Source organism: Enterococcus sp. 3H8_DIV0648, assembly GCF_002140655.1.
In the GTDB taxonomy this organism is placed as follows: domain Bacteria; phylum Bacillota; class Bacilli; order Lactobacillales; family Enterococcaceae; genus Enterococcus_A; species Enterococcus_A hulanensis.
The window spans coordinates 1,591,053-1,593,411 of sequence record NZ_NGLG01000001.1; the positions used below are offsets into that span (position 1 = coordinate 1,591,053).

The window sequence follows — 2,359 nt, forward strand, 5'->3', positions numbered from 1 at the left end:
GCAAGTAAGGCTTCAATTACAATGAAAAAGCGCCATGGACTTTTCATTTTGTCTTTCCTCCCAACTTTTTATTTATACCTTATTCTACTTTCTTTAGATAATAAATACTATCGGTCTAAAGATGTAAAAAATAAGCAGCCACTATAAGTGACTGCTATTTAGACCAATGAAATCATCTGGTCTGTTTCCACGCCTAAATTTGTAATATATTGCATCTGCTATCCTTTCAGAAGCATATCCGTCTCCATATGGATTATTTGCTGTTGACATTTTTTTATAAATGTTTTCGTTTTTTAAAAGCTCCAACACTGTATCGTAGACTGTACTTTCTTCTGTTCCGACTAATTTAAGAGTACCTGCATTAACACCCTCAGGACGTTCTGTTTGTTCTCTTAATACTAAAACTGGGATACCTAGTGAAGGGGCCTCTTCTTGCACACCACCTGAATCAGTTAAAATTAGAAAACTCTTTTGAGCATAATTATGAAAATCAACTACATCTAAAGGCTCTATTAGTGAAATATTTTCTAAGTTCCCCAAGATTTCTTCTGCAGTTTCTCTAACCTTTGGATTTTTGTGCATTGGAAAAATAAACTGGATATCATCATATTCAATTGCAATTTTTTTTATAGCTGAAAAAACTTTTGCCATGGGAAGTCCAATATTTTCACGCCGATGCATTGTCACTAAAATGAGTTTTTCTCTACCTTTTGTGACATCCATAGGAATCTCATACTCATTACTTATTGTATATCTCATTGCATCAATCGCTGTATTTCCGGTAATGAAAATTTTATCTTCTGAGATGTGTATAAGAGACAGGGTCTAGTACCAAAAATTGATAACACTTTAATTTTCATGTTGATTCTCCCTGTATTAAAAAAATATTATATAGCTTGCACATTCGTGATCTTAACTTCCATGTTTCCACCTGGTGTCGCGATCGTTACGACATCACCAACACGTTTACCGATTAGGGCTTGCGCGATCGGTGAATCATTAGAAATTTTCCCTGTTAATGGATCGGCTTCCGCTTTTCCTACGATCGTGTATTCTTCCTCTTCATCATCAGGCAATTCAACAAAAGTTACTGTTTTCCCGATTGAGATTTCATCGGAGTCAACATTTTCATTATCAATAATTTGAGCAAAACGAATCATATTTTCTAACGTACTGATTCGACCTTCGACAAATGCTTGTTCATCTTTAGCAGATTCATACTCAGAGTTTTCCGATAAATCGCCAAAGCTGCGGGCGATCTTGATTCGCTCAATGATTTCTCCCCGTTTTACTGTTTTTAGTTCTTCTAATTCCTGCTCTAATTTTTCTTTTCCTTCTAGAGTCATTGGATATGTTTTTTCCACCATTTTTCTTCTCCTTCAATCAACAAAATTACGAATGGTAATCTTCTATAGAATTTATCCACAAAAGATTACCACGTAATTACTGTAATGTAAATTGTTTATTTCTCTTTATTGACATATTTTTCAACCAATTCCATATGCTCTTCATAAGTCTTCGCATAATAAACTTTTCCGGTTGAGATATCCGCAACAAAATAAATATAATCATTCTCAGTTGGATCAAGAACAGCCAAGATCGCTTCTTGACTCGGATTATCAAACGGTCCAGGTCCGTAACCAGTATTTGTGTAAAGGTTATAAGGTGAATCAACCTCAGTATCTTTGATCGTTACAACCTCTTTATGCTCACCTAATGCGTACAAAATCGAAATATCTGATTGTAACGGCATTTGAGCATCGATTCGATTAAAGAACACTTGAGCAATCTTCTTACGATCAGACTGGGTAACCCCTTCTTTTTCTACCAATGAAGCCAAAGTCATGACTTCTTGAACCGTTAACCCTTTTTCTTTAATTTGATTATAATAAGGGGTTAAAACTTGGTTGGTAGTATCTACCATTTGAGTTACTAAGTCTTCTAGGCTCCTGTTTTTATGGACATTATAAGTTGCCGGGAATAAGTATCCTTCCAAACGATAACGAACATCTTTAGCGTTGCTGGCATCCGTTAATAGATCTGGATACTGGGTCTTCAATTGCTCGAAGAATTTTTCATCTTTCATTACTTTGATGAAGTCTTCCTTCTTGAAATCTGTCTTTTTAGCAACTAAGCTTGCAATCTTATCAACATCGTACCCTTCAGGAACAGTCAGTTTTGAAGCATCATCCAATGGTTCAGCGCTGCCTCCCTGTTGTAATTCTTTACTAATTTGATCCAAGGTCATGTTTGGTGAAAATTGATAATAACCGGCTTGGAAATTCGTTAAGTTCTTGAATTTCGTGTAGAAGTTAAATACCATGCCATCACGGATAACATCGCCATCTTCTAATATATC

Annotated in this window: 3 protein-coding genes; all 3 read right to left on the reverse strand. The window is 35.5% G+C overall.

All coding sequences use genetic code 11. The features are described 5' to 3' along the window. Positions 1-141 precede the first annotated feature (141 nt). Positions 142-822, reverse strand: a complete 681-nt coding sequence (gene wecB / locus A5875_RS07400) for a non-hydrolyzing UDP-N-acetylglucosamine 2-epimerase (RefSeq protein WP_088933010.1) — start codon at positions 820-822, stop codon at positions 142-144. Positions 823-887: 65 nt separating this feature from the next. After that, entirely contained in the window at positions 888-1,367 is a 480-nt protein-coding gene (gene greA / locus A5875_RS07405) for a transcription elongation factor GreA (protein ID WP_088933011.1), read from the reverse strand. Between the two features lie 95 nt (positions 1,368-1,462). Next, positions 1,463-2,359, reverse strand: an 897-nt coding sequence (mltG, locus tag A5875_RS07410) for an endolytic transglycosylase MltG (protein WP_141108333.1), incomplete at its 5' end; no start/stop codon positions are given.